Source organism: Aeromicrobium sp. IC_218, from assembly GCF_004336805.1.
Classification (GTDB): domain Bacteria; phylum Actinomycetota; class Actinomycetes; order Propionibacteriales; family Nocardioidaceae; genus Aeromicrobium.
On record NZ_SJXM01000002.1, the window covers coordinates 1 to 25,290 of the forward strand.

Annotated in this window: 23 protein-coding genes and 1 tRNA gene; 12 read left to right on the forward strand and 12 right to left on the reverse strand. The window is 72.8% G+C overall.

The genetic code is table 11. The annotated features are described in order from the left end of the window. The first annotated feature begins 177 nt into the window (after positions 1 to 177). From E0W78_RS02090 to E0W78_RS02105, 4 genes are read left to right on the forward strand one after another with little or no spacing between them, the layout of a single operon-like run. Positions 178 to 519, forward strand: coding sequence for a TraR/DksA C4-type zinc finger protein (locus E0W78_RS02090; RefSeq protein ID WP_131402210.1), 342 nt, complete (start codon positions 178 to 180; stop codon positions 517 to 519). A 37-nt stretch (positions 520 to 556) separates the two neighbouring features. Next, a complete protein-coding gene (locus E0W78_RS02095) occupies positions 557 to 1,420 on the forward strand; it encodes a hypothetical protein (protein ID WP_131402211.1) in 864 nt (287 codons plus the stop codon). Continuing rightward, positions 1,417 to 1,830: a pyridoxamine 5'-phosphate oxidase family protein gene (locus E0W78_RS02100; protein WP_131402212.1), complete on the forward strand. Its 414-nt coding sequence runs from the start codon at positions 1,417 to 1,419 to the stop codon at positions 1,828 to 1,830. The genes E0W78_RS02095 and E0W78_RS02100 overlap by 4 nt, the downstream gene beginning before the upstream one ends. A gap of 14 nt (positions 1,831 to 1,844) precedes the next feature. Next, positions 1,845 to 2,144 carry a GNAT family N-acetyltransferase gene (locus E0W78_RS02105; protein WP_131402213.1) on the forward strand — a complete coding sequence of 100 codons (300 nt, stop codon included), beginning with the start codon at positions 1,845 to 1,847 and terminating at the stop codon, positions 2,142 to 2,144. 1 nt (position 2,145) lies between these two features. On the opposite strand, the gene E0W78_RS02110 is transcribed toward E0W78_RS02105, so the two are convergent. Further along, complete coding sequence (locus tag E0W78_RS02110; RefSeq protein ID WP_242686188.1) at positions 2,146 to 3,126, reverse strand: TIGR03557 family F420-dependent LLM class oxidoreductase; 981 nt, start codon at positions 3,124 to 3,126, stop codon at positions 2,146 to 2,148. A gap of 47 nt (positions 3,127 to 3,173) precedes the next feature. Beyond that, positions 3,174 to 5,693: a DEAD/DEAH box helicase gene (locus tag E0W78_RS02115; RefSeq protein WP_131402214.1), complete on the reverse strand. Its 2,520-nt coding sequence runs from the start codon at positions 5,691 to 5,693 to the stop codon at positions 3,174 to 3,176. A 69-nt stretch (positions 5,694 to 5,762) separates the two neighbouring features. Here E0W78_RS02115 and E0W78_RS02120 point away from each other — a divergent pair, with 69 nt between their 5' ends. Continuing rightward, on the forward strand, positions 5,763 to 6,185 hold the full coding sequence (locus E0W78_RS02120; RefSeq protein WP_131402215.1) for a MauE/DoxX family redox-associated membrane protein: 423 nt from the start codon (positions 5,763 to 5,765) through the stop codon (positions 6,183 to 6,185). 88 nt (positions 6,186 to 6,273) lie between these two features. Next, positions 6,274 to 6,435, forward strand: a complete 162-nt coding sequence (locus E0W78_RS16405) for a hypothetical protein (RefSeq protein WP_165570374.1) — start codon at positions 6,274 to 6,276, stop codon at positions 6,433 to 6,435. A gap of 16 nt (positions 6,436 to 6,451) precedes the next feature. Here the strand turns inward: E0W78_RS16405 and E0W78_RS02125 are convergent, their stop codons facing one another. Beyond that, positions 6,452 to 7,597, reverse strand: a complete 1,146-nt coding sequence (locus E0W78_RS02125; RefSeq protein ID WP_131402216.1) for a GGDEF domain-containing protein — start codon at positions 7,595 to 7,597, stop codon at positions 6,452 to 6,454. Between the two features lie 241 nt (positions 7,598 to 7,838). On the opposite strand from E0W78_RS02125, the gene E0W78_RS02130 reads away from it, so the two are divergent. Next, positions 7,839 to 8,729 carry a patatin-like phospholipase family protein gene (locus tag E0W78_RS02130; protein ID WP_131402217.1) on the forward strand — a complete coding sequence of 297 codons (891 nt, stop codon included), beginning with the start codon at positions 7,839 to 7,841 and terminating at the stop codon, positions 8,727 to 8,729. Here the strand turns inward: E0W78_RS02130 and E0W78_RS02135 are convergent. From E0W78_RS02135 to E0W78_RS02150, 4 genes are all read right to left on the reverse strand, one after another. Then, positions 8,726 to 9,904, reverse strand: coding sequence for a GGDEF domain-containing protein (locus E0W78_RS02135; protein WP_131402218.1), 1,179 nt, complete (start codon positions 9,902 to 9,904; stop codon positions 8,726 to 8,728). The two genes, E0W78_RS02130 and E0W78_RS02135, sit on opposite strands and share 4 nt — an antisense overlap. A gap of 98 nt (positions 9,905 to 10,002) precedes the next feature. Next, a complete protein-coding gene (locus E0W78_RS02140; RefSeq protein ID WP_131402219.1) occupies positions 10,003 to 11,526 on the reverse strand; it encodes an APC family permease in 1,524 nt (507 codons plus the stop codon). Positions 11,527 to 11,587: 61 nt separating this feature from the next. Beyond that, on the reverse strand, positions 11,588 to 12,463 hold the full coding sequence (locus tag E0W78_RS02145) for a universal stress protein (protein ID WP_131402220.1): 876 nt from the start codon (positions 12,461 to 12,463) through the stop codon (positions 11,588 to 11,590). A gap of 2 nt (positions 12,464 to 12,465) precedes the next feature. Beyond that, positions 12,466 to 13,890: an NAD(P)/FAD-dependent oxidoreductase gene (locus E0W78_RS02150; RefSeq protein WP_131402221.1), complete on the reverse strand. Its 1,425-nt coding sequence runs from the start codon at positions 13,888 to 13,890 to the stop codon at positions 12,466 to 12,468. 105 nt (positions 13,891 to 13,995) lie between these two features. Here E0W78_RS02150 and E0W78_RS02155 point away from each other — a divergent pair, with 105 nt between their 5' ends. Beyond that, positions 13,996 to 14,664 carry a TetR/AcrR family transcriptional regulator gene (locus tag E0W78_RS02155; protein WP_207392589.1) on the forward strand — a complete coding sequence of 223 codons (669 nt, stop codon included), beginning with the start codon at positions 13,996 to 13,998 and terminating at the stop codon, positions 14,662 to 14,664. A 68-nt stretch (positions 14,665 to 14,732) separates the two neighbouring features. Here the strand turns inward: E0W78_RS02155 and E0W78_RS02160 are convergent. Together E0W78_RS02160 and E0W78_RS02165 are read right to left on the reverse strand one after the other, a co-directional pair. Then, positions 14,733 to 14,817 (reverse strand) — tRNA-Leu (locus tag E0W78_RS02160). Positions 14,818 to 15,269: 452 nt separating this feature from the next. Continuing rightward, positions 15,270 to 16,529: a DUF445 domain-containing protein gene (locus E0W78_RS02165; RefSeq protein ID WP_242686189.1), complete on the reverse strand. Its 1,260-nt coding sequence runs from the start codon at positions 16,527 to 16,529 to the stop codon at positions 15,270 to 15,272. A gap of 212 nt (positions 16,530 to 16,741) precedes the next feature. Between E0W78_RS02165 and E0W78_RS02170 the strand changes: the two genes are divergently transcribed. The 3 genes from E0W78_RS02170 to hrpA are packed head-to-tail and all read left to right on the forward strand — an operon-like array spanning position 16,742 to position 22,049. Further along, on the forward strand, positions 16,742 to 17,638 hold the full coding sequence (locus E0W78_RS02170; RefSeq protein ID WP_131402222.1) for a neutral zinc metallopeptidase: 897 nt from the start codon (positions 16,742 to 16,744) through the stop codon (positions 17,636 to 17,638). Further along, positions 17,635 to 18,405, forward strand: coding sequence for a type II CAAX endopeptidase family protein (locus tag E0W78_RS02175; RefSeq protein WP_131402223.1), 771 nt, complete (start codon positions 17,635 to 17,637; stop codon positions 18,403 to 18,405). Before E0W78_RS02170 ends, E0W78_RS02175 begins: the two co-directional genes overlap by 4 nt. Continuing rightward, on the forward strand, positions 18,405 to 22,049 hold the full coding sequence (gene hrpA / locus E0W78_RS02180; protein WP_242686190.1) for an ATP-dependent RNA helicase HrpA: 3,645 nt from the start codon (positions 18,405 to 18,407) through the stop codon (positions 22,047 to 22,049). The genes E0W78_RS02175 and hrpA overlap by 1 nt, the downstream gene beginning before the upstream one ends. A 70-nt stretch (positions 22,050 to 22,119) precedes the next feature. On the opposite strand, the gene E0W78_RS02185 is transcribed toward hrpA, so the two are convergent. Then, on the reverse strand, positions 22,120 to 22,479 hold the full coding sequence (locus E0W78_RS02185; protein ID WP_131402224.1) for an FKBP-type peptidyl-prolyl cis-trans isomerase: 360 nt from the start codon (positions 22,477 to 22,479) through the stop codon (positions 22,120 to 22,122). Between the two features lie 60 nt (positions 22,480 to 22,539). Here E0W78_RS02185 and E0W78_RS02190 point away from each other — a divergent pair, with 60 nt between their 5' ends. After that, the gene (locus E0W78_RS02190; protein WP_131402225.1) at positions 22,540 to 23,586 is read left to right on the forward strand and encodes a zinc-dependent alcohol dehydrogenase family protein; all 1,047 of its coding nucleotides are present in this window, start codon (positions 22,540 to 22,542) and stop codon (positions 23,584 to 23,586) included. A 6-nt stretch (positions 23,587 to 23,592) separates the two neighbouring features. On the opposite strand, the gene E0W78_RS02195 is transcribed toward E0W78_RS02190, so the two are convergent. Continuing rightward, positions 23,593 to 24,039, reverse strand: a complete 447-nt coding sequence (locus tag E0W78_RS02195) for a MarR family transcriptional regulator (protein WP_131402226.1) — start codon at positions 24,037 to 24,039, stop codon at positions 23,593 to 23,595. Positions 24,040 to 24,074: 35 nt separating this feature from the next. Next, on the reverse strand, positions 24,075 to 25,283 hold the full coding sequence (locus tag E0W78_RS02200) for an acyl-CoA dehydrogenase family protein (protein WP_131402227.1): 1,209 nt from the start codon (positions 25,281 to 25,283) through the stop codon (positions 24,075 to 24,077). Positions 25,284 to 25,290: the final 7 nt, after the last annotated feature.

Below are 25,290 nucleotides of genomic sequence, written 5' to 3' on the forward strand. Positions count from 1 at the left end.
CCCCCTCCTCATGGCGTTCGCGACCTCCGCGGTCGCCCTCTGCCTGCTGCTGTCGGCCCTGTTCGGCAGCTTCCGCACCGGTGTCGTCACCGGGGTCGTGCTGGCCCTCGTGGTCGCCGCCGGCCTGCTGGTGATCACCACCGGCCACGACGAGAACCCGCGACGCTAGCCGCGCGCGTGGACGACGTCCGGCAGCGGCTCGACGCGGAGCTGGCGGCCGCCCTCGGGCGGCTCACCGCGCTCGACGACGACCACGCGGCGATCGTGAGCGCGTCCGAGGGGTCGAACGCCGACGACGAGCACGACCCCGAGGGCGCCACGATCGCGTTCGAGCGCGCCCAGGTCGAGGCGCTCGCCGACCAGGCCCGGCGCCGGGCCGACGAGGCCCGCGCCGCCCTGGCTCGTCTGGATGCCGGCACCTACGGCACGTGCGAACGGTGCGGCGAGCCGATCCCACCGGAACGACTGGCCGCCCGGCCGACCGCGTCGCTGTGCCTGCGGTGCGCGAGCGTCCGATGAGGTCGTCGGCGTCGGCACGGTGCTCTACGGTGGCGCCATGACGACGTCCGCGCAGGTCGCCGACGTGGCGCGTGAGCTCTATCGCACGCCGCTGAGCGACTTCACCGCCGCGCGCGACGACGCCGTCAAGGCCGCGCGCGAGGTCGACAAGGAGCTCGCCGACGCCGTGAAGCGGCTGCCCAAGCCGTCGGTGGCCGCCTGGCTGGTCGACCTGCTCGGTGAGGGCGGTCCGGCGCTGCTGGAGGAGCTGTCCGACATCGGCGAGCAGCTGCGCGACGGCGCGCTCACCGACCGCGCCGCCCGCCGGGGGCTCGACGCCCGCCGCCGCACCCTCATGTCCGAGGCCGTGCAGGTGGCCACCTCCCGCGGCCGCGTGCTCGGCCAGCGCATCGGCGCCGTGGCACTGCGCGAGCTGGACGCGACGCTGCGGGCCGTCGTCTCCGACGAGTCCGCGGCCGTCGCCGCGCGGTCGGGACTGCTCGTGCGTCCCCTGGTCGCCACCGGGCTCGAGCCGCTCGACGTCCGTGAGTCGGTCGCCGTGCCGGACGCCCTCGACCTGCCCGACGTCGTGCCGCTCGACGCCTCCGACGACGACCCGGACGTGTCCGACGCTCGGGCCGAGCGCGAGGCGCTGCGCCGACGGGCGGCCGCGCTGCGCGAGCTGGCGTCCGCCGAGCGCGACCTGGCCGGGCGCCGCACCGCCTACGACGAGACCTCGTTGCGCCTGGCCCAGGCCCAGCGCGACGTCGAGGACCTCACCGAGCGGCTGGCCCACGCCAGCGCGGAGCTCGAGAGCGCCGTCACGGCGCACGAGTCCGCCGACGCCGCGCTCACGCAGGCCGAGGTCCGCCACGAGCAGGCCCGCCTGGACCTGGACCCCGACGACGAAGGAGCGACATGAGCCAGACCGGACCCACCGTCCTCGACCACGACGAGGCCCTCGCGCTGCTGGGAGCCGGGGTCGTCGGACGCATCGCCTTCGTCGACCACGACGGCACCCTGCAGCTCGTGCCCGTCAACTATCGCGAGCTCGACGGCGACGTCTTCTGGCTCACCGCCGCCGGCGGCATCCTGGCGCGCTCCGCCGACGCCGACCAGGTCGCCTTCCAGGTCGACCACCACGACGACACGTTCCAGAGCGGCTGGAGCATCCTGCTGCGCGGACGCGCCGAGGTCGTCCACGACGAAGGGCTCGCCGCGACGCTGGCCGACCGGGGGCTGCGACCGTGGGCCCCCGGCGAGCGCACCACCCTGGTGCGGCTGCGAGCGGCGGCGATGACCGGCCGCCGCGTGCGCCTGGCGCCGGCCTGAGGTTCAGTGGAGGCATGAGCACCTCCATCGAGCACGACGAGGCCGGCCAGCGCTACGTGATCTACGTCGACGGGGACGAGGCCGGGTTCACCCAGGCGCGCGTCGAGGGCGACGTCGTCGTCATGGACCACACGGTCGTCGACGACGCGTACTCCGGCCAGGGCGTGGCCGCCGAGCTGGTGGGGGCAGCGCTGCAGGACGTGCGGTCGTCCGGCCGCACCGTGCGCCCCAGCTGCTCGTACGTGCGTCACTACCTCGACGAGCACCCCGAGCTCGCCGACCTGGTCGAGCCGGCCGGCGAGCCCTCGGCCTAGCTCAGCCGCCGAACGCCTCACGCAGCGCGGGCAGCAGGCGGGAGACGCCGGTGTCGAACAGCTCCTCCTGCGCCTCGTCGCCGATCTGGACGAGCGCCAGGTCCGTGTAGCCGGCCTCGGCGAACGGCCGGACGGCCTCGACCACCGCGTCGACGTCGTCGCCGCACGGGATCTGGTCGGCGACGTCCTCGGGCCGCACGAACTGGGTGGCGCCGGCGAAGCCGGAGGGTCCGGGCAGCTCGGCGTTGACCTTCCACCCCCCGGCGAACCAGCGGAACTGCTCGTGCGCCCGCTGCGTGGCGGACTCGGCGTCCGCGCCCCAGGCGATCGGCAGCTGGGCGACCTTGCGTCCGCCGGCACCGCCGCGCGCGTGCTCGTCCCACAGCGGGGCCAGCGACGGGTCCGGCTCGGTGGAGATCATGACGTCCGCCCGCGGGGCACCGACCCTGATCGACTGCTCGCCGCTCACCGCTACGCCGATCGGGACGCGCTGTTCGGGCAGGTCCCACAGCTTCGCCGAGTCCACGCTCAGGTGCTTGCCCTGGTAGGACACGTAGCCGCCGTCGAACAGGGCGTTGATGATGTCGAGCGCCTCGGAGAACATCTCGTGCCGGACGTTGACCGGCGGCCACCCGCGGCCCACGACGTGCTCGTTGAGGTTCTCGCCGGCGCCGAGGCCGAGCGTGAAGCGTCCCTCGCTCAGCAGGCCCAGCGTCGCGGCCTGCTGCGCCACCACTGCCGGGTGGTAGCGCATGATCGGCGCGGTCACGTAGGTCATCAGCGGGAGCGTGGACGTCGCCTGGGCGACCGCACCGAGCAGCACCCAGGCGTTGGGGCTGTGGCCCTGCTCGTCGACCCAGGGGAAGAAGTGGTCGCTGCTGACGGCGAAGTCGAAGCCGGCCTCCTCGGCGCTGACGGCGTGCTGCACGAGCCGCTGCGGCGGGGCCTGCTCGGTCATGAGGGTGTACCCGAAGCGCATCATGTCCCCACGCTAGGGGCGGGCACCGCGGGTCACACCTCGAGCGGGCGTCAGGCCGGGCCGACGTCCAGGACGCGCACGACGGCCTCGCCGGCGACGTCGGACGCCGGCAGGTCGACCTCGGCGCTGATGCCCCAGTCGCGGTCGCCGGCGGGGTCGTCGAACGTCTGGCGGACGCGCCAGGTGCTGCCGTCCTCGGTGACCATGAACAGCTGCGGGCCGCGGGCGGCCGGGCCGGTGCCGATCGACTCGTACTCGTCCAGGTACTCCCCCACGGCCTCGCGCCAGGCCTCGGCCGTCCAGCCGGACTCGGCGTCGAGGTCGCCCAGGGAGTCCCAGCGCCCGAGCGCGGCCAGCTCGACGCGGCGGAAGAGCGCGTTGCGCACGAGCACCCGGAAGGCACGGGCGTTGCCGGTGACCGGCCGGGGCGGCGCGCTGGCGTCGGCCTGCGGCCGCACCTCGGCGACGTCCTCGCCCGGGTGCACGAGCTGCTCCCACTCGTCCAGCAGGCTGGAGTCGGTCTGGCGGACGAGCTCGCCGAGCCATTCGGTGAGGTCGCCGAGCTCCTCGGTCCGGACGCGCTCGGGGACGGTGCGCACGAGCGTCTTGTAGACGTCCGAGAGGTAGCGCAGGACCAGGCCCTCGGAACGGGCCAGCCCGTACTCGCTGACGAGCTCGGAGAAGGTCATGGCGCGCTCCCACATCTGGCGCACGACCGACTTGGGCCGCAGCTGGTGGTCGGCGACCCACGGGTGGCCGGCGCGGTACGTCTCGTACGCGGCCTCGAGCAGGTCGCGCAGCGGCTGCGGGTGCTCGACGTCCTCGAGGGCGTCCATGCGCTCCTCGTACTCCATGCCCTCGGCCTTCATCTCCGCGACGGCCTCGCCGCGGGCGCGGAAGCGCTGGGCCGAGATGATCGGGCGCGGGTCGTCCAGGGTGGCTTCGACGACCGAGACGACGTCGAGGGCGAACGTCTCGGACTCGGGGTCGAGCAGCTCCAGGGTCGCCACGGCGAACGGGCTGAGCGGCTGGTTGAGCGCGAAGTTGGCCTGCAGGTCGACGGTGAGGCGCAGCGTGCGTCCCTCCTCGTCCGGCGGGTCGAGCCGCTCGACGACCCCGCCGGTGAGCAGCGCGTCGATGATCTCGTCGACCTGGGCGAGCAGCGCGTCCTGGCGCTCGGGGGTCTCGTCGCTGTCGCTGAGCATGCGCTCCAGGGACGCCCGCGCGTCACCGGGGCGGCTCACGACGTCGAGCACCATGGCGTGGCTGACCCGCATGCGCGAGACGAGCGGCTCGGGGGTGCCGTTCACGAGCTTGTCGAAGGTCGCGTCGTTCCAGGACACGAAGCCCTCGGGCGCCTTCTTGCGCACGACCTTGCGCCGCTTCTTGGGGTCGTCGCCGGCCTTGGCCAGCGCCTTGGCGTTCTCGATCTCGTGCTCGGGCGCCAGCACGACCACGTGGCCGACGGTGTCGAACCCGGCGCGTCCGGCCCGGCCGGCGATCTGCTGGAACTCACGCACCTGCAGCTGGCGCTGACGGGTGCCGTCGTACTTGCTCAGCCCGCTGAACAGCACCGTGCGGATGGGGACGTTGATGCCGACGCCGAGGGTGTCGGTGCCGCAGACCACCTTGAGCAGGCCGGCCTGGGTCAGCGTCTCGACCAGCCGGCGGTAGCGCGGCAGCATCCCGGCGTGGTGGACGCCGATGCCCATGCGCACGAGGCGTGACAGGGTCTTGCCGAAGGCCGACGTGAACCGGAAGTCGCCGATCTGCTCGGCGATCGCGTCGCGCTCCTCGCGGGTGGCCACCTTCACGCTGGTCAGCGCCTGCGCGCGCTCCAGCGCCGAGGCCTGGGTGAAGTGGACGACGTAGACCGGCGTCTGGTGCGTCTCGACCAGGTTCTCCAGCGTCTCCTGGACCGGCGTCATGACGTACTCGCTGACCAGCGGCACGGGACGCTCCGCGGTGGCGACCGACACCGTCGGGCGTCCGGTGCGCTCGGAGAGCCGCTCCTGCAGCCGGGTCGTGTCGCCGAGCGTCGCCGACATGAGCAGGAACTGCGCCTTGGGCAGCTCGAGCAGGGGCACCTGCCAGGCCCAGCCACGGTCGGGGTCGGCGTAGTAGTGGAACTCGTCCATGACCACGAGACCGACGTCGGTCTGCTCGCCCTCGCGCAGCGCCATGTTGGCCAGCACCTCGGCCGTCGCGGCGATGATCGGCGCGTCGGCGTTCACGGCCGCGTCACCGGTGATCATGCCGACGTTCTCGGCGCCGAAGACCTCGCACAGGTCGAAGAACTTCTCGCTCACCAGCGCCTTGATCGGGGCGGTGTAGACGCTGCACTCGCCGCGGGCCAGCGCGGCCGCCATCGCGCCGGTGGCCACGAGGCTCTTGCCCGAGCCGGTCGGGGTGGCCAGGACGACGTTGGCCCCCGACAGGCACTCCAGCACCGCCTCGTCCTGGTGCGGGTACAGCGCGAGGCCGCGCTTCTCGACCCACTGGACGAAGGCGTCGTAGACGACGTCCTCGTCGGTGGTGGTGCCGGTGGGCAGCAGGTCGACCAGGCGCATCCGTCCATTGTCGCGGGTCGTGCCCCCGACCGGGGTGCCGGGCCGCGCGGAGGCTGCCAGACTCGGGTCATGCCGCTCACGCCGCTCGACGAGAACCCGCGCACGACCGTCCCGCAGACCGTCGGCCGCCTGGCCCTCGGCTCGTTCCTGGTCTTCGCCGGCGTCTCGCACCTGACGTTCGCCCGCGACGAGTTCCGGGCCCAGGTGCCGGGCTGGACGCCGCTGGACGAGGACACCGTGGTGGTCGTCTCCGGCGTCGTGGAGATCACCCTCGGCGGCGCCGCGCTGCTGCTCGGCCGCCGCAAGGTCGCCGTCGGCTGGCTGCTGGCGGCGTTCTTCGTGGCCATCTTCCCCGGCAACATCTCCCAGTACGCCACCCACACGGACGCCTTCGGGCTCGACTCGGACACCAAGCGTGGTGTGCGGCTGCTGTTCCAGCCCGTGCTGGTGCTGTGGTCGCTGTGGGCGACCGGGGCCTGGCGCCGCCGCTGACCGCCGCAGCCTGTGACGATCGACGTCACAGACTCGCCGAGGCCCCAAATGCCTCATCTGCTTGGTCGCGCGGCCGACCATGGAGAGCGTGACGAACGATCCCCTGGCCGCGGCCGAGGCCCGCTGGCGACGCGACGAGGTGCTGTCCCTCGTGGCTGCCCTCCGCACCGCCGAGCAGCCCGGGAGCGCCGAGCTGCGCGCGCTCCTCGACGAGCTCGAGGACCTCGACGCCGAGCTCGAGCTCGCCTGACCCGCCGCCGGGAGCCTCAGCCCTCGGCCAGCACCACACGATCGCGTCCCTGGGCCTTCGCCCGGTAGAGCGCGGCGTCGGCCGCGGCGATCGCTTCCCCCACGCTGGCCCCCGGCTCGAGCGCGGCGACCCCGAAGCTGGCGGTCACCCGCGGCCCGTCCGCCTCCGCGTGCGCGACCTGCTGGCGCACGTCGTGCATGACGTGGCCCGCCTCGGCGGTGCTCGCGCCGGGGAGCAGGAACACGAACTCCTCGCCGCCGTACCGCCCGAGCAGGTCGGTCGAGCGCAGGGCCTGCCGGCTGCGGGCCGCGAAGGTGCACAGCACTTGGTCGCCGGCGTCGTGCCCGAACCGGTCGTTGACCTGCTTGAAGTGGTCGATGTCGGCCAGCACGACCGCCGCGGGCCGCCGGGCCCGGGCGAGCAGTCGCGCCTCGACCTCGGCCAGGCGCAGGAACTCCTGCCGGTTGAGCAGGCCGGTGAGCCCGTCGCGGCTGGCCCGCACCTGCAGCTCGAGGGTCTGCTGCTCGGTGTGCAGGGCGGCGACGGTGAAGGTGATGGCGATGAGCAGGACGGTGATGGCCAGCGTGGTGGGCACGCTGCCGAACAGGCGGCGGAACAGCTCGTCGTCCGGACCGAGCAGCACGAAGAACGTCAGGCGCAGCAGGTAGTAGGTGCCGAACAGCGCGCCGGCCGCGCCCACGACGCGCTGCAGCCGGGCGACCCCGCCGCGACGGTCGGTCCACAGCGTCGTCGCCGCGATCCACGACAGCACGCCGACCAGGCCGAGCACGACCTCGGCACCGGACCAGACGTTCGTCGCCGCGTCGTCCCACCACGACGCCCCCAGGGCCATGAGCGGCGGCACGCCCAGCCACCAGGACGGCGTGCGCAGTCCGCGCAGCGTCCGCGCGCCGGAGACGGCGAAGGACAGGCCGAGGACGACGACCGCGTTGCCGACCGGGTTGGCCCAGCGCTGCGCCGGCGTGCCGTTGAGGACGTAGAGCATCGTGCCGCCGCCCAGGCACAGCAGCGCCAGGCACCAGTGGCCGACGAACGGGGCGCGGGTGATGCGGTAGGTGACCGCGTAGAACAGCAGCAGCGTGGTCGCCAGGACGGCCACCAGGGCCACGCGCAGGGTCGCGGGGTCGAGCTCGAGCATCATGGCTCCTCCGTGCTCTCCCCCGACCGGCGCCAGCATCATGGCACGGTCGGCCCGCCGCCGGTGGGGAGTCCCGACATCCGGCCGGCCGATCGCCCCCGCCGGCCGCGCACCGGCATCGGACGGCCCCGAGGCGTCACGCGGTCGTAACCGTCCGGACCGCTCTCGACATGTGAACGTGACATCTTCGGTGTAGACATTCAGCACACGAGTCATCGCGTGGATCTCGGGACGAGGAGGCGGCATGGCGGAGCAGGGACGCACCGTGATGGTGCTGTCGGGCGGGGCGTCCCGCGGCGCGGCGCAGATCGGCATGCTGCGGGCCCTGCTGGAGCGCGACATCGTCCCCGACCACCTGGTCGGCACGTCCGTCGGCGCCCTCAACGCCGCCTTCGTGGCCTGCGACCCGACGGTCGAGCGGGTCGACGCCCTGCACGAGAGCTGGCGCGGCCTCAGCGGCGGCACGATCTTCCCCGGCGGCACGTTCACGCGGATCCGTCACCTCATGCGTCGTCGCCCCTACCTGTACGACAACGCCAACCTCGCCGGCCTGATCGACGACTGGATCGGCCACGAGCGCGTCGAGGACCTGCCCACGCCGGTGCGCATCGTCACCTCCGAGCTGGGGTCGGGCCTGCCGTCGTACCACGACTCGGGCGACCTGCGGGACGTGCTGCTCGCCTCGACCGCGCTGCCCGCCGTCTTCCCGCCGGTGCGGCTGACGAGCCCGCTCACCGGCGAGGAGACGATCCACGTCGACGGCGGCATCACCGACAACGTCCCGCTCGCCGGCGCGGTCGACCTGGAGCCCACCACCGTGTACGTGCTCAACGTCAGCCCGCCGGTACGGGCCCGCGCGCCCCGCAACCCCGTCGACGTGCTGATCATGTCGCTCGGCGCCTCGATGCGGCTGCGCCCGGTCGTCGACCTCGGGCCGCGCACGCGCGTGGTCGAGCTCAGCTTCCCCGAGCTGGACGTGCCGATGACCGACTTCACCCAGACCGACGCGCTCGTCCGCGCCGGACAGGAGGCCGCGGAGGCGGTGCTGGACGCCGTGGTGCCGGCCTCGGTCGAGGCCCCACGGCTGCGGCTGCTGCCGGGCCTGCGCCGCCGCTCCCGCGAGCAGGTGGCCTAGCCCAGCTCGACGAGCTCGCCGGGCGTCCGGTCGGCGGAGTCCGCGTGGCCGAGACGGTCGCGCCCGGCCCGCTTGGCGCGGTACAGCGCCGCGTCCGCCGCCGCCACGACGGCCGCGAGCCCGCGGTGGTCGGTCGTCGAGACGACGCCGTAGCTCGCGGTGACCTGCAGGTCCGGGTCGGGCATCGGCACGGCGCACAGCAGTGCGCGCAGCTCACGGACGACCCGTTCGGCGTCCTGGGGCGACGATCCGGGAAGCAGCAGCACGAACTCCTCGCCGCCGACCCGGGCCACGAGGTCGGACGCACGGACGACCGACCGGCACGCCTCGGCGAAGGCGCACAGCACCCGGTCGCCGACCTCGTGCCCCCACGTGTCGTTGACCGTCTTGAAGTGGTCGAGGTCGGCGATCACGAGGGTGCCGCGCATCCCGCCACGACGCATGCGCTCGATCGCGACGGTCGCGCGACGGTCGAACTCGGCGCGGTTGAGCAGCTGGGTCAGACCGTCCCGCGTGGCCTGGCTGCGCAGCTCGCGCACCTGCTGCTCGGTCGACAGCGCGGTCATGCCGAGCACGCCGCCCATGAGCACCGCCAGGTTGACCAGCGTCGCCGGCACCGGGCCGAACAGCGCGTCGTAGCGGGCGTCCTGCGGACCCATCGTGAAGAACGCGACCGTGCGGACGAGGTAGAAGGCGGACTCGACGGCGATCGCGCCGGCCAGCGCCCGGCGCAGGCCGAGCCGTGGCCCGGTCGTGGTCCACAGGTGCAGGGCGGTCGCCCCCGTGGCCAGACCGAGGAGCGGCAGGTACACCAGGTCCCCCGCCCACGCCTTGGTCCCGGGGTCGTCCGCGGCGGTGACCAGCGCGACGAGCACCGGCGGCACCACGAGGGCCCGCGACACGGCGAGCCCGTCGACGGTGCGGACGCCCGCGTACAGGGCGATCGCGCCGCCGAGCAGCAGACCGTTCGCCGGGGGCAGCACGAGCGCCTGCGCGGACGTGCCGACACCGAGCATGAGGGTCGTGCCGAGCACGATCTGCAGGAGGGCCAGCGACCACAGGGCGGCGTACGCCGCGCGCGTCACCCGGTAGGTGACGACGTAGAAGAGCACGAAGGCGGCCAGGACGACGACGACCAGGCTGATCCGCAACGACGCGATGTCCAGCGCTTCCACCCTTGACCTCCCCCGGACGAGTGCGTCCAGCCTGCCAGGTCCGCCGCCGGCGACGGACCGGTTCGGCGCGGAACCACCCGACCGGACTAGGCCATCTGCTACCGGTGGCGGCGGATCGTCTCGCCGCGGAAGAAGCCGGGCTGCCGGAAGCGCATCACGAGCATGATGACGACGCCGAGCAGCAGCACCGCACTGCCGAGGACGAACACCGTGCCGACGCCGAGGACGCTCGACCCCGAGCCGTAGCCGGGGTCCATCGAGTCGTGCGCGGTGCTCACGAACATGACCAGCAGGATCACGCCGCCCAGCAGCGGCGCGAGGAACTGGAAGGTCGCGCTGCGCAGCGACGAGAAGGCCTCGCGGCGGAAGTACCAGACGCACGCCAGGGCGGTGACGCCGTAGTAGAAGCAGATCATCAGGCCGAGGGCGGTGATGGTGTCCCACAGCGCGTTCTCGCTCAGCAGCCGGGTGATCACGTAGAACCCGCCCGCCGTCGCGCCGGCGGTGATCGTCGCGACCGAGGGCGACATGAAGCGCGGCGAGATCCGCGACAGGCCGGAGGGCAGCGCCTTGTAGTGGCTCATCGCCAGCATCGTGCGGGCGGGCGAGACGAGCGTCGACTGCAGCGACGCCGCGGACGACGACAGGATCGCCAGCGACATCAGGATCGCGAACGGGCCCATGATCGGCTCGGCCAGGACGGCGAACATGGACTCCTGGTTCTCGGGGTTGCCGGCGCCCAGGCCGGTGGTGCCGATGCCGGCGTAGGCGATGACCGCGACCGAGCAGAGCATGTAGATGCCCATGATGACCAGCACCGTGAGGGTCGCCGCACGGCCCGGGACCTTCTCGGGGTCGGTGGTCTCCTCGTTCATCGTGAGCGTGACGTCCCAGCCCCAGAAGATGAAGATCGACAGCGAGACGCCGGCGGCGAACGCGCCGAACGACTCGATGGCGGTGGGGTCGAACCAGTCCAGGGACACCGGCGTGGCGTCGAACGCCGTCCCGTTGCCGACGTGGACGAACGCCGAGACCGCGAACCAGACCAGGACGACGACCTGGAACGACACCAGCACGTACTGGAACGCCTTGGTCGCCTCCATGCCGCGGTAGGAGATCCAGCAGGCCACGGCGATGAACACCAGCGTGGTCGGGATGTTGATCCACAGGTTGGTCGTCAGGTCGGCGAGGTCGTCGTTCCCGAAGACCTGGCCGAGCATGATGTAGAAGAAGTCCACCGCGACCGCGGCCAGGTTGGACAGCACGATGATCGTCGCGGCGATCAGCCCCCAGCCACCCATCCAGCCGATCCACGGCCCGAACGCGCGCGTGGCCCAGGTGAACGACGTGCCCGAGTCGGGCATGGCGCGGTTGAGCTCGCGGTAGCCGAGCGCGACGAGCAGCATCGGCAGGAACCCGGCGATGAAGACGGCCGGCAGCTGGGTCCCGACCTCCGCCACCGTCGGGCCGAGGGCCGCGGTGAGGGTGTAGGCCGGGGCGATGCACGAGATGCCGATGACGACCGCGCCGAGCACGCCGACGGTGCCCGTGCTGAGCCCCTTGCTGCTCAGGCCGGACTCGGACGGCGGGGCGGGCGCGACGGTGCTGTCTGCACGACTCATGTCGGTGTTCCTTCGTTCCGAGGCGTCGCGCGTGGTCGGCGGCGCCCTGCGGTGGGTGCTGCTACGACTGGGTGGAGATCTTGTAGCTCTTGGGGACGACCATCAGCGGGACCGGCAGGGTGCGCAGCACCCGCTGGGCCGTCGCCCCGAGGAACAGGCGACGCTTCCGCGCCAGCCGGCTGGACCCGACGACGGCGACCTCCCCCGGCTTCCAGGTCAGCTCGGCGACGGCGTCGTCGATGCTGTCGCCGGACGCCACGGTCACCTCGGCCTCGATGCCCAGCACCGAGACGAGCTCGGCGACCCGGGCGCGCTCGGCGGCCACCAGCTCCGGCACGGACGCCGACCCGGTGGGCAGCTCGTCCTGGGCCAGCAGCGAGACGACGCGCAGCGGCAGACCCTGCGCGGCCGCGGACTCCGCGGCGAACCGCACGACCGACTTGTGACCGGGCCGGTTGCCGACCAGGACCGTGTAGCGCTCCAGCCGGCCCTGAGCCTGCTCGAGCGACGCGACCGCCTCGGGCGAGCCCATGGCGACCGGGATCGGCGAGGAGTGCAGCAGGGCGCTGGCGACCGCGCCGGGGGCGAAGAACCCGGCCACGTGACGCTTGCGCCCGCCGAGGACGATCGCCTGGGCGCCGGTCTCCTCCGCCATGGCGATGAGCCCCTCGGCCGGCGAGGAGACCGCGCGGGCCATGACGCGGGCGGTGACGCCCTCCGGGACGAGCGCGAGCGCCTCCTCGGCCCAGGCGTCGACCTGGTCGGCCAGCACGGACGAGTAGCCGTGGTCGGTGCCGGGATAGACGGCCGAGAACGGCGTGTGCTCGGGCAGGACGATGGCCAGGTCCAGGTGGGCGCCGGGCCCGCCCAGCGCGCAGGCCAGTGCGACGGCCTCGGCGCCCCGGTCGTCCGCGGTGTATCCGACGAGCCAGCGCATGCCTAGGCCCCCTTCAGGCTGAGCGTGCCGAACGGCGAGGTGGCACCGTCCAGGTCCGGGTCGGACGTCGTGCCGTCGAGCGCCGCCACGATGCGCGCGGCCGTGCGGCGGCCCATGCGGACGGCGCCGTCGACGTGCTGGTACCCCTCGCCGGCCAGGTCGGACGAGGAGAAGTAGATCGGCCCGACGTTGTCGTGCTGGTCCGGACCGAACCGGTGGAGCCCACCCAGGTCGTAGCTCGTGGCGTACGCGCCCCGCGTCCACTCCTCGGAGGCGAAGTCCGACTCGTAGTAGACGACCGGCTCGAGCGCCTCGTCGCCGAGGTACGCGGCCACGCTCTGCAGGACCGCGGCCCGGCGCTCGTCGGCCGGCAGGGCGAACATCTCGTCGGCGCGCAGGTCGGAGATGAACCCGACGAGGGTGCCGGTGGACTCGCCCACGTAGGTGTTGTCGTACACCTCGCTCACGATTCCCGCGGGGGCGAAGCCGGTGCCCGACAGCCCCTGCTCGCGCCAGAACGGCGTCGCGTAGACGGCGTGGACCTTGATGACGAGCCCCATGGACTGGTGCTGGTGGGTCACGTGCTGGCGACGCGGCAGCGGCGGGTCGTACGACAGGCGCGAGTAGAGGTTCGGCGGGACAGCCAGGACGACCTTGCGGGCCTTGACCGTCACGTCCGCGCCGTGGGCGACGACGCCGTCCTCGGACCACTCGAGCCGCAGCACCGGGTTGCCCAGGTGCACGTCGTCACCGAGGCGCTCGGCGAGGGCCTTCGAGACGCCCTGCATCGTGCCCACCACGCGGCGGTCGAGGATGAAGTCCTCGTCCACGAGGTTCGAGAACGAGCCGGCGGACGCGGCCATCAGCAGCGCCTGCAGCGCCGAGAACGCGTAGGCGGGCTTGGTCAGCATGCCGCCGGCGATGAACGGTGCCACGTTGGCGCAGGCGACCTCGTCGCTCGACAGCGTCCGCAGCCAGTCGTGGAAGGAGATGCGGTCCAGCTCCTCCGCGCGCGGGTGCGCCCACGGCGCGTCCGGGTCGACCTCCGCCACGACCGCGTCGATCGCCGCGACGAGGGCGTCCATCTCGGCGACGGTCGACGCGGCCAGCGGGAAGTCACCGCCGCTGTAGACCGTGCGGGTGCCGTCCGCGGCGACGTAGACCGAGTCGCCCTCGCGGTAGCGCGCGAACGTCTCCAGGCCGAGCTCCTCGATGAGCGAGTACAGGGCAGTCTGGTCCGGCGAGACCCACTGGCCGCCGATCTCGATCGTCGCCCCGTCCATCTGCTCGGTCCAGGTCCGCCCGCCGACGCGGTCACGGGCCTCCAGGACCGCGACGGTCCGGCCGGCCTTGCGCAGCTCGTAGGCCGCCGTGAGGCCGGACGGCCCGGCTCCGACGACGACGACGTCGCGCTCGAGGAATCGCATGGTGCCTACTTCCCGGAAGATCTAAATGAACTGGATTCATTTAACTGCGGGTGCGATAGTAGCCGACGTGTCCCGCATCACGCACATCCCCGTCAGGAGCCGACCGTGAGCCGACCGACCGTCGGTCCGGCTCCGGCCCGGCGGCGCCGCGCCGGACGGCCGTCGGCCGGCGTGCTCGACCGCCGGATCATCGCCCGCGCCGCGCTCGACGTCGTGTCGGCCCGCGGGTACTCCGGCCTCACCATGTCGGCGGTGGCCACGTCGCTCGGCGTCTCGCCGTCGGCCCTGTACAACCACGTGAGCTCCAAGCAGGAGCTGCTGCAGTGGATCCAGGAGCTGGTGATGGACGGGGTCGACCACTCGCTGTTCGCGACCCACCCGCTCGACGAGGCGCTCGTGCGCTGGGCGCGCACCTACCGCGACGTGTTCGCCGACCACGCGCCGCTGATCCCGCTCATCGCGGTCATGCCCGTCTCCAGCTCGCGGCGCCTGCTCGAGATGTACGAGGCGGTGACCGGCGGCTTCGTCCGGGCCGGCTGGCCGCGCGAGGCGGTCGTCCCGGCCATCGTCGCGCTGGAGTCGTTCGTGTTCGGCTCCGCGCTCGACGCGACGGCACCGGACGACATCTTCGACCCGGGCGAGCACGCGGGCACGCTGCCTCAGTTCGAGGACGCCCTGGCCGCCCAGCGCGCGACCGGTGAGCACAACGCCGACGCTGCCTTCGCCACGGGCCTGCGGGCGATGGTCGCGGGCCTGCTCGCGTCCCGGCCCTGACCGGCGGCACGGCACCACGAGAAAGGAGCAGGCCCCCTCGCGGGGGCCTGCTCCTGTGTTCCTTGCTGTGTCCGAGGGGGGACTTGAACCCCCATGCCCTATACGGGCACTAGCACCTCAAGCTAGCGCGTCTACCTATTCCGCCACCCGGACCCGGGCTCTTGCGAACCCGCTGTGACAACTCCCGAAGACTACCAAACCGTGCTCGGGCCACCCAAACCCGGGTCCCCTCACCCGTCCCCGGAAGACGGAGGGGCCCCGGGAGGTATGAGCTCTCGGGGCCCCGTCACGAGCGAGCGTGATGTCTCTCGCCCGGATCCGGCAGCGGCTGTCACCGGTCCCGACCGTCCGCATCACCGGCGGCACGCGTCAGGGGGCAAAACCGTGGCGACTGGGAGTCGGTGTCCCCGCTGCCTACGCGCTCCGGCGCACCGGAGCGTGGGTCCTTTCTAGGGCGCGGGCGCACCTCGGCGCAAGCAGTTCGCCGAGAAAACCCGCAGAAGGGACGTCGGTCCACCGGGCGCCCACAGGCGGCCCCTCCCCACCCACAGGCCGGACGCGGTTGTGCACGCTCTGCCCACAGGTCCGTCCACAGGTGGGGACGGTCAGAGGGCGGAGCTCACCGCATGGATCAGCAGGCCGACGAGCCCGCCGACGACCGTGCCGTTGATGCGGATGAACTGCAGGTCGCGTCCGACGTGCAGCTCGATGCGCTCGGCGGTCTCCCGGCCGTCCCACCGGTCGACCGTCGCCGAGATGACCGAGGCGAGCTCGTGGCCGTAGCGGTCGACCACGTACGACGCCCCGTCGGCGAGCAGGTCGTCCGCGCGCTGAGCGAAGGCGGCGTCGGTGCTCAGCCGCTCCCCCAGCGCGGTCAGCTCGGCGACCGCGCGGGCCCGCAGCGGTCCGTCGGGCTGCTCGAGCGCCTCGACCAGGGCGCGACGCAGGGCGTCCCACAGCCGCACCGCCGTGACCGTGACCTGGGGCTGGTCGAGCACGCGGGCCTTGAGCCGCTCGGCCCGCTCGCGCGTGGCCGGGTCGTGCTGCAGGTCGTCGGCGAGCGTGGCGAGGTAGCCGTCGAGGGCCCGGCGGACCCGGTGCTGGGGGTCGCGCACGATGTCGCGCACCCACTCCAGCGCCTGCTCCTGCGCCCAGCCCGCGACGCGGCGGTCGAGCCACTGCGGCGTCCAGGTGGGGGCTCGCTGCTCGATGATCGCCGCGACGTCGCCGGCGTGCTCGACGAGCCAGCGCTCCAGCTCGGCGAGGGCCAGGTCGACCAGGCCGCGGTGCGCGTCGTCGGCCAGCACGGACTCCAGCAGCTGTCCCGCCACCGGCCCGAGCTCCTCCTCGCGCAGGCGCGGCACGATCGCGGCGTCGACGACCGCCTTGACGTCGTCGGGCTTCACCCGGGCCAGGGCGTCGGCCGTGACCCGCGAGCCGATCTCCACGATCCGCTGGGCGTGCTCGGGCCGGCTGAGCCAGGTGCCGGCGCGCTCGCTGACCTTCGCGTCGGCGAGCCGGGCGCGGACGACGTCCTCGTGCAGGAAGTTGTCGGTGACGAACTCCTGCAGGCTCTCGCCGAGCATCTGCTTCTTGCGCGGGATGATCGCCGTGTGCGGCACCGGCAGGCCGAGCGGGTGGCGGAACAGCGCGGTGACCGCGAACCAGTCGGCCACGGCGCCGACCATGGCCGCCTCCGCGGCCGCGTTGACGTAGCCCTGCCAGCCGTCCTGCCCGTGCGTCACCACGTAGACGACGGCCGCGAGCAGGAGCAGGCAGGTGGCCACCGTGCGCATGCGGCGCAGCGCGCGGCGGCGGATCTGGTCGGAGGCCGACAGCGCGGCCGGCACGGCGAAGGACGTCACCGAGCCACCGTAGGGCTCCTCCCACCACCCCAGCCCGTCGAACCTGCCCCTTCCCTCGGCGGTGACCTGGCGTCCACGGCCCTGCGTCGGCGGTGCGCCTGCGTCCACCGCGGGCCTCGGGGTGGACGCAGGCTCACCGCCACGGGTCCCGACGCAGCGGCCCGGCGGCGCTCGGCGGGCCGGGTCGGGGCTGGCTCACTACGATCCGAAGGGTGAGCTTCAACGACGACGCAGGACTCGACACCAGCCAGGTCAGTGGCGGCGGCGGACGCGGCGGCGCCCTCATCGGCGGCGGCATCGGCGGCGTCGTCATCCTGCTGATCGGCGCGTTCCTGGGCGTCGACCTCTCCGGCCTCACCGGCGGCGGGTCGACCAACCCGTTCGAGACGAGCACCGTGTCCAGCAGCAGCGGCGACTTCTCCCACTGCAAGACCGGCGCGGACGCCAACCAGTACGACGACTGTCGCATCGTCGGCACGGTCAACAGCGTCCAGGACTACTGGCGCGACGCGCTGCCCGCCGACGTAGGCCGCCAGTACCGCGACGCCCGCACCGTCATCTACTCCGGCGCCACGCAGTCGCCCTGCGGCACCGCGTCCAACCAGACCGGGCCGTTCTACTGCCCCACCGACGAGCGGGTCTACATCGACGCCTCGTTCTTCGACCAGCTCTCCAGCACCTACGGCGCCGACGGGGGCACGCTCGCCCAGATGTACGTCGTCGCCCACGAGTACGGCCACCACGTCGAGAACGTCCTCGGCATCCTCAGCAAGTACCAGGACCGCCGCACGGGCGCGACGAGCAACGGCGTCCGCATCGAGCTGATGGCCGACTGCCTGGCCGGCGTCTGGGCCAACCACGCGGCGTCCACGCAGGACGCGAACGGCGTCACCCTCATCGAGCCGCTCACCCAGCGCGACATCGACTCCGCGCTGTCCGCGGCCGCCGCGGTGGGCGACGACCACATCCAGTCCGAGCTCGGCGGCGGCTCGGTCAACCAGGACTCCTGGACGCACGGCTCGAGCGAGCAGCGCCAGCGCTGGTTCACCACCGGGTACGAGTCGGGCACCATCGGGACGTGCGACACCTTCGCGACGAACTCGCTGTGACGACCGTCCCCCGCCGCGCGCTGCGGGCGGAGGTCTGGATCGTCCTCGGCCTGTCGCTGGGACAGTCCGCGGTCTACGCGGTCGTCAGTCTCGTGCGCAAGGCGCTGTCGGACGCCGGCATCGGCGGGTCGACGGCGACGCTGAACCCGACCCGCGACACGAGCGCCTGGCTCGACCTCGTGCTCAACCTGCTCAGCATCGGGTTCGCGCTCGTCCCCGTGGCGCTGGCGCTGTACCTGCTGTCCGCCGACCGGCGCTGGGACCCGACGCTCCCCCGCCTGCGCGAGCGGCTCGGCCTGACCGGCGACCGTCCGGGGCTCGACGTCGCCTGGGGCGCGGCGCTGGCCGCGCTCATCGGCATCCCCGGCCTCGGCGTCTACTTCGCCGGACGCGCGCTGGGCGTCACGGCCGAGGTGGTGGCCAGCGACCTGTCGGCGCACTGGTGGACGGTGCCGGTGCTCGTCCTCTCGGCGGTGCAGAACGCCGTGCTCGAGGAGGTCGTGGTCGTCGGCTACCTGTTCACGCGGCTGCGCCAGCTGCGCTGGGGACCGCTCGCGATCGTCGTCGTGGCGGCGCTGCTGCGCGGCTCGTACCACCTCTACCAGGGCGTGGGACAGGGCCTGGGGAACGTCGCGATGGGGCTTCTGCTGGGATGGTTCTACCTGCGGACCGGACGACTGTGGCCGTTGATCGTCGCCCACACGATCCTGGACGTCGTCGCGTTCGTCGGGTACGCCCTGCTGGCCGACACCTTGGGACTGCGCTGATGAGCACGACGGAGAGCACGATGCGGATCGAGTACGACCCCGCGCTCCCCATCACCGACCGCCACGACGAGATCGCGGCGGCGCTGCGCGACCACCAGGTCGTGGTGGTGGCCGGCGAGACCGGCTCGGGCAAGACGACGCAGCTGCCGAAGATCGCCTACGAGCTCGGCCGCCGCGCGATCGCCCACACCCAGCCCCGGCGCATCGCCGCCCGCTCGGTGGCCAAGCGCATCGCGGACGAGTGCGGGGTCGAGCTGGGCACCGAGGTCGGCTACGCCGTGCGCTTCGACGACCAGCGCGGTGACGCGATCACGCTGCTCACCGACGGCCTGCTGCTGGCCGAGCTGAGCCACGACCGCGACCTGAGCCGCTACGACACGATCATCATCGACGAGGCCCACGAGCGGAGCCTGGCGATCGACTTCCTGCTGGGCTACCTGGTCCAGCTGCTGCCGCGGCGTCCCGACCTCAAGGTCGTCATCACGTCCGCGACGATCGCGGTCGAGCGCTTCGCCGAGATGTTCGACGGCGCCCCGGTCATCGAGGTCAGCGGCCGCACCTTCCCCATCGAGGTGCGCTACCGCCCGTTCGTCGAGCGCGAGGACGGCGACCCGCTCCAGGCCATCGCGGACGCGATCACCGAGCTCCCCCGCGAGGGCGACGTGCTCGTCTTCCTGTCCGGCGAGCGCGAGATCCGCGACACCGCCGAGCACCTGCAGGGCAAGAAGTGGCCCCGCACCGAGATCCTGCCGCTCTACGGTCGGCTCTCGACCCAGGACCAGCAGAAGATCTTCGCGGCACCGAGCGGCGGCCGGCGCATCGTGTTGGCCACGAACGTGGCCGAGACGTCGCTGACCGTGCCCGGCATCCGGTACGTCGTCGACCCCGGCTTCGCCCGCGTCTCGCGCTACAGCCAGCGGCTCAAGGTGCAGCGGCTGCCGATCGAGCCGGTCTCGCAGGCGTCCGCCCGCCAGCGCGCCGGCCGCTGCGGACGTGTCGCCGAGGGCATCTGCATCCGGCTGTACTCCGAGGAGGACTTCGAGAGCCGGCCGGAGTTCACCGACCCCGAGATCCAGCGCACCAACCTCGCCTCGGTGCTGCTGCAGATGGCCGACCTCGAGCTCGGCGACGTGACGTCCTTCCCGTTCCTGGACAAGCCCGACTCGCGCGCGGTCGGCGACGGCGTCGTGCTGCTCACCGAGCTCGGCGCCCTCGTCCACGGCCGCGACGGCACGCCGCGGCTCACCCGGCTCGGCCGCACCCTGGCCAAGCTTCCGCTCGACCCGCGGATGGCGCGGATGGTGCTGGCCGCCGACCGGCTCGGCTGCCTGGCCGACGTGCTGGTCGTCGTGTCGGCGCTGAGCATCCAGGACCCGCGCGAGCGTCCGCTGGAGCACCAGCAGGCCGCCGACGAGAAGCACGCGCGCTTCCGTGAGCCGGACTCGGACTTCCTGTCGTACTTGACGCTGTGGACGTACCTGCGCGAGCAGCGCGACCTCATGAGCCACTCGGCCTTCCGCCGCATGTGCCGCGACGAGTTCCTGCACTACCTGCGCATCCGCGAGTGGCACGACGTGCACTCCCAGCTGCGCCGCACGGTCAAGGAGCTCGGCATGAAGCCTGGCCGCAACGGCGCCGACCCGGATGCGATCCACCAGGCCCTGCTGCACGGCCTGCTGTCGCACGTCGGGCTGCGCGAGGGCGACACCCGCGAGTACCTCGGCGCGCGCAACGCGAAGTTCGCGATCTTCCCGGGCTCCGGCCTGGCCAAGAAGCCGCCGCGGCTCGTGATGGCCGGCGAGCTGGTCGAGACGAGCCGGCTGTGGGCCCGCGACGTGGCCAAGATCCAGCCGGAGTGGGCCGAGAAGGCCGGCGAGCACCTGGTCAAGCGCAGCTACAGCGAGCCGCACTGGTCGACTAAGCGCGGCTCGGTCATGGCCCGCGAGCGGGTGTCGCTCTACGGCGTCCCGCTCGTCGCCGACCGGCTCGTGCAGTACGGCAAGGTCGACCCGGTCGTCTCACGCGAGCTGTTCATCCGGCACGCGCTCGTCCAGGGCGAGTGGCGCACCCACCACCGCTTCTTCGAGCGCAACCGCGCGTTCCTGGACGAGGTGGGCGAGCTCGAGGACCGGCTGCGCCGCCGCGGCCTGCGCGTGGACGACGAGACGCTGTTCGCCTTCTACGACGAGCGCGTGCCGGCCGACGTCGTCTCGACCCGGCACTTCGACTCCTGGTGGAAGCGGACGCGTCAGGACCAGCCCGACCTGCTCACCTTCGACCCGTCCATGCTGCTGGCCGACGACGTCGACGCCGACGTGGACGAGCTGTACCCGACCGAGTGGTTCTCCGACGGTGCCGCGTACCCGCTGACGTACCGCTTCGAGCCGGGGGTGGTCGAGGACGGCGTGACCGTCGACCTCCCGCTCGACCGCCTGCTGCAGGTCTCCGAGGGCGAGTTCGCCTGGGGCGTCCCGGGTCAGCGCACCGAGCTGGTCGCCGCCCTGATCCGCAGCCTGCCCAAGCAGCTGCGCCGCCAGCTCGTCCCCGCCCCACAGCACGCGGCGACGCTGGCCCCCGCGCTCGACCCGGCCGACGGCGACCTCGGCACCGCCCTGGCCCGCCAGGTGAAGGTCCAGACCGGGGTGCTGGTCGAGCCGTCCGACTTCGACTGGTCGTCCCTGCCGCCGCACCTGCGCATGACGTACCGCGTGATGGACGACGGCGACGAGCTCGCCCGCGGTGAGTCGCTCGACGAGCTCCGCGAGCGCCTGCGCGACCACCTGCGCGCCGGCCTCACCGAGACCGCGAGGGCCGAGGAGCGCACCGGCATCAAGCGGTGGGACGTCGGCACGGTCGAGCGCAGCCTCACCGCCGGCCAGGTCACCGGCTACCCCGCGCTCGTCGACGAGGGCGCCGAGGCCGGCGTGGCCCTGCGCGTCCTGGAGACCCCGGGCGAGCAGCGGGCGGCGATGGTCAAGGCCCAGGCGCGCCTGCTGTCGTACGTCGTGGCCACCCCGGTGCCGCAGCTCGGCCGGACGCTCGACGTGCGCACCAAGCTGCTGCTCTCGACCGGCCCGTACGCCGACGCCGCCGCGGTGATCGAGGACTGCTTCCTGGCCGCGCTCGACGAGCTCGTCGTCCGCCACGCCGGTCCGGCGTGGGACGAGGCCGAGTTCGAGCTGCTGCGCGAGCAGGTGCGCGCCGACGTCTTCGACGTCGCCGAGCAGGTGCTGCGGGGCGTGGTGCAGACGCTGCAGAAGCTGGGCGACGTCGTGCCCGTGACCGGCACGTCCGACGCCGCCGAGGACGCGAAGGTGCAGCTCTCGTGGTTGGTCTACCCGGGCTTCGTCCGCGACGCCGGCCTCACGCAGGTGCGGCGGATGCCTCTGTACCTCGAGGCCACCCGCCGGCTGCTCGCCGCCGGCACGCACCCGCACCTGGCCGACGTGCAGGACCTCGAGGCCCGCTTCTACGCGATCAGCGACCGGCTGCGTCCCTGGCAGCGTCAGCAGCCGGACGTCCGCCACGCCCGCTGGGCCCTGGAGGAGCTGCGCATCGGCCTGTGGGCCCAGGACCTGCGCACCGCCCACCCGATCTCGCTCAAGCGCATGACCAAGCTGCTGGACGCGCTCGAGTCGCGCTAGGCCCCGGACGGCACGAGGGCGGACCCAGGATGATCCTGGGTCCGCCCTCGTGGCGTGGGTCGGTGCGTGCTCAGCCGACGCCGAGCAGGTCGATCACGAAGACCAGCGTCTTGCCCGACAGGTGGTGGCCGCGGCCGGTGCCGTAGGCCAGCTCCGGCGGGGCGACGATCTGGCGGCGGCCGCCGACCTTCATGCCCGGGATGCCCTGCTGCCACGCGGCGATCAGCTGCGGCAGCGGGAAGCGCGCGGACTGACCGCGGTCCCAGGACGAGTCGAACTGCTCGCCGCTCTCGAACTCGACGCCGACGTAGTGGACGTCCACGACGCCACCCTCGACGGCCTCGGGGCCGTCGCCCACGACCAGGTCGGTGACCGTCAGCTCGGTGGGCGGGGGGCCGGGGATGAAGTCGACTTCAGGCTTCTCACTCATGGCTCGATCCTCGCACAGGCCCGAGCGGCCGGCCGGACGACGTCCTGGCACGATGGCCGCATGCGCGCCACCGTCCTCCACGCCCCGTTCGACGTCCGCCTCGACACCGTCCCCGACCCGCAGCTGGCCCTCGACACCGACGCGATCGTGCGCGTCGTCGCGGCCTGCGTCTGCGGCTCGGACCTGTGGAGCTACCGCGGCGTCAACGACGTCACCGAGCCCAAGCGCATCGGCCACGAGATGGTCGGCGTCGTCGAGCAGGTCGGCAGCGCCGTGAGCACCGTGCAGCCGGGCGACTTCGTCATCGCGCCGTTCGCCTACAGCGACAACACCTGTGCCGCGTGCCGCGTCGGCGTGCAGACCTCGTGCCGCCACGGCGGGTTCTGGGGCGGCGACGACCGCGAGGGCCACTTCGTCGACGGCCTGCAGGGCGAGCTCGTCCGCGTCCCCCTGGCCGACGGCACGCTCGTCGCGACGCCGGACGCCCCGGATCCCGCGCTGGTCCCCCACCTGCTCACGCTGAGCGACGTCTTCCCCACCGGCCACCACGCGGCGGTCAGCGCCGGCGTCACCGAGGGCAGCACGGTGGCCGTGGTCGGCGACGGCGCGGTCGGGCTCAGCGCGGTGCTCGCGGCCAAGCGGCTCGGTGCCTCCCGCATCGTCGCCATGTCGCGGCACGCCGACCGTCAAGAGCTGTCCCGCGCCTTCGGTGCCGACGAGGTCGTCGAGTCGCGCGGCAAGGAGGGGGCGCAGGCGGTCAAGGAGATCTTCGACGGCCTGGGCGCCGACTGCGTGCTGGAGTGCGTCGGCACCGGCGCGTCGATGGAGCAGGCGCTGCGCAGCGCGCGTCCCGGCGGCATGGTCGGCTACGTCGGCGTCCCGCACGGGGTCACGCTGGACGTGCCGACGATGTTCGGCCGCAACGTCGGCCTCAACGGCGGCGTCGCACCGGTCCGGGCGTACCTGGACGAGCTGCTGCCCGACGTGTGGGAGGGACGCATCCAGCCCGGACGCGTCTTCGACCTCAGCGTCCCGCTGGACCAGGTGGCCGACGCCTACCGGGCCATGGACGAGCGCACGGCGATCAAGTCGCTGCTGACGCTCTGAGCCGCGTCAGGCCGGGTCGGGCGTCTCGTTGAGGCGCTTGACCAGGCGCGCGAGCGTGGTTCGCTCCTCGGTCGTCCAGCCCTCGAGCAGGCCGGCGAACCACTGGTGCACGTCGCGCCGGAAGTCCTTGAGCCGGACCGCGGCCTCGTCCGGCACGGTCAGCAGCTGGGCGCGACCGTCCTCGGGGTCGGGCTCGCGCTCGACCAGGCCGAGCCGCTCCAGCGAGGAGACCGCGCGGCTGATCGTCGACTTGTGGACGTCGAAGGTCTCGGCGAGCTCGGAGGCGCGGACGCCGTCGGGCGCGTCGTGGATGGCCACGAGCACGAGGTAGGAGCCGTAGTCGAGCCCGGGGTTGATGCTGGCCAGCAGCCCCATGGTGCGGACGCGGGCGCGGCGGAAGAACCGGGTGAACTGCACGTCGACGTCGAAGTCGTCCGGCATCTGGTGAGGCACGGCGTCATCGTACCGGGCGGCCCCCACCGCCCGGCTCAGCGAAGCTGGGCCGACCCGAGGCCGAGCAGGCGGCGCGCGACGATGAGCTGCTGGATCTGCTGGGTGCCCTCGAAGATGTCCAGGATCTTGCTGTCCCGGGCCCACTTCTCCAGCAGCTCGCCCTCGCCGTAGCCGACCGTGCCGAGCAGCTCGACGCAGCGCAGCGTGATCGCGTTGCCCGAGCGGCCGGCCTTCGCCTTCGCCATGGACGCCTGCATCGAGTTCGGCCGGCCGTTGTCGGCCATCCACGCGGCCTGCAGCGTCAGCAGGTACGCCGCCTCCCAGTCCGCCTCGAGCTCCAGGTAGGTCGCGACTGCGTGGCTCTGCCGGCCCGGCGCCCGGTCGGGGTCGATCGTCTCGCCGGCCTCCTCGAGCAGCTCGCGGGTGCGCTCCAGCGCGGCCCGGGCGCAGCCCACCGCCATGCCGGCGACGAGCGGGCGGGTGTTGTCGAACGTCGCCATGGCGCCGGCGAAGCCCTGGGACGTGTCGATCTCGGGGCTGCCCAGCAGGTTCTCGGCCGGCACCCGGCAGTCGTCCAGCACGATGACCGCGGTGTCGGACGCGCGGATGCCGAGCTTGTGCTCGAGCCGTTCCACCCGGATGCCGGGCAGCGACTTGGGCACGACGAACGACTTGATCGCGGCGCGGCCCTTCGAGCGGTCGAGCGTCGCCCAGACCACGACCGAGTCGGACCGCTCCCCCGACGTCACGAAGATCTTCTCCCCGTTGAGGACGTAGTGGTCCCCGTCCTTCACCGCGGTGGTGGTGATCTGCGCCGAGTCGGACCCGACGGCGGGCTCGGTGATGGCCATGGCCGCCCACGTGCCCTTGAACCGCTCGAGCTGCTCGTCGGTGGCCACCGAGGCGATCGCCGAGTTGCCCAGGCCCTGGCGCGGCATCGACAGCAGCAGGCCCACGTCGCCCCAGCACATCTCGATGACCGAGAGGACGGACGCCATGTGGGTGCCGTTGCGGACGCCGTCGTCGGTGCCCTCGCTGCGGCGCACGCCGCCGGCCCCGGCTCCGTGGCCGTTGCCCGAGTCGTTCATGCCGTCGACCAGCTCGGCGAGCAGGTCGAGCTCGACCGGGTAGCTGTGCTCGGCCAGGTCGTACTTGCGCGAGTTGGCGCGCAGGAACTGGTCGGCCACGTCGTGGGCCTGCTTCACGAAGCCGCGCAGGCGGGCGGGAGTCTCCAGGTTGATCATCGCGGTC

Bases quoted from the DNA above. Each gene is read 5' to 3' on its own strand.
- E0W78_RS02130 (WP_131402217.1), top strand. From the start codon at position 7,839: ATGGCGGAGCAGGGACGCACCGTGATGGTGCTGTCGGGCGGGGCGTCC.
- E0W78_RS02105 (WP_131402213.1), top strand. From the start codon at position 1,845: ATGAGCACCTCCATCGAGCACGACGAGGCCGGCCAGCGCTACGTGATC.
- E0W78_RS02185 (WP_131402224.1), bottom strand. From the start codon at position 22,479: ATGAGTGAGAAGCCTGAAGTCGACTTCATCCCCGGCCCCCCGCCCACC.
- E0W78_RS02145 (WP_131402220.1), bottom strand. From the start codon at position 12,463: ATGCGCTGGCTCGTCGGATACACCGCGGACGACCGGGGCGCCGAGGCC.
- E0W78_RS02125 (WP_131402216.1), bottom strand. From the start codon at position 7,597: ATGATGCTCGAGCTCGACCCCGCGACCCTGCGCGTGGCCCTGGTGGCC.
- E0W78_RS02140 (WP_131402219.1), bottom strand. From the start codon at position 11,526: ATGAGTCGTGCAGACAGCACCGTCGCGCCCGCCCCGCCGTCCGAGTCC.
- E0W78_RS02200 (WP_131402227.1), bottom strand. From the start codon at position 25,283: ATGATCAACCTGGAGACTCCCGCCCGCCTGCGCGGCTTCGTGAAGCAG.
- E0W78_RS02110 (WP_242686188.1), bottom strand. From the start codon at position 3,126: ATGATGCGCTTCGGGTACACCCTCATGACCGAGCAGGCCCCGCCGCAG.
- E0W78_RS02190 (WP_131402225.1), top strand. From the start codon at position 22,540: ATGCGCGCCACCGTCCTCCACGCCCCGTTCGACGTCCGCCTCGACACC.
- E0W78_RS02150 (WP_131402221.1), bottom strand. From the start codon at position 13,890: ATGCGATTCCTCGAGCGCGACGTCGTCGTCGTCGGAGCCGGGCCGTCC.
- E0W78_RS02120 (WP_131402215.1), top strand. From the start codon at position 5,763: ATGCCGCTCACGCCGCTCGACGAGAACCCGCGCACGACCGTCCCGCAG.
- E0W78_RS02115 (WP_131402214.1), bottom strand. From the start codon at position 5,693: ATGCGCCTGGTCGACCTGCTGCCCACCGGCACCACCACCGACGAGGAC.
- E0W78_RS02100 (WP_131402212.1), top strand. From the start codon at position 1,417: ATGAGCCAGACCGGACCCACCGTCCTCGACCACGACGAGGCCCTCGCG.
- hrpA (WP_242686190.1), top strand. From the start codon at position 18,405: ATGAGCACGACGGAGAGCACGATGCGGATCGAGTACGACCCCGCGCTC.
- E0W78_RS02095 (WP_131402211.1), top strand. From the start codon at position 557: ATGACGACGTCCGCGCAGGTCGCCGACGTGGCGCGTGAGCTCTATCGC.